The organism is Streptomyces novaecaesareae, assembly GCF_000716875.1.
Lineage (GTDB): Bacteria > Actinomycetota > Actinomycetes > Streptomycetales > Streptomycetaceae > Kitasatospora > Kitasatospora novaecaesareae.
The window spans coordinates 1-264 of sequence record NZ_JNWQ01000245.1 but is presented as its reverse complement, the minus strand read 5'-3'; the positions used below and the strand labels follow the sequence as shown (position 1 = coordinate 264).

At 68.6% G+C, this 264-nt stretch carries 1 protein-coding gene; it reads right to left on the bottom strand.

The window, feature by feature from the left end:
• Positions 1–264 (bottom strand): acyltransferase domain-containing protein (locus OP86_RS32695; RefSeq protein ID WP_033334557.1); only part of this gene is annotated, 264 nt, incomplete at both ends.

Sequence of the window (264 nt, the reverse complement as noted above, 5' to 3'; positions counted from 1 at the left end):
CGGGGTGATGCCGGCGAGTTGTTGGGCGAGGTGGTCGCGGAGTTGTTCGACGTGGTGGGTGTGGGAGGCGTAGTCGACGTCGATGCGGCGGGCGCGGATGTCCGAGTTCTCGCAGTGGGTGAGGAGTTGGTCGAGGGCGTCGTGGTCGCCCGCGATGACGGTGCTGGTGGGGCCGTTGTGGGCGGCGATGGTGAGTCGGCCGTCCCAGGGGGCGAGTAGTTCGGCTGTTTCGTTGGAGGGGAGCGGGATGGAGGCCATTCCGCC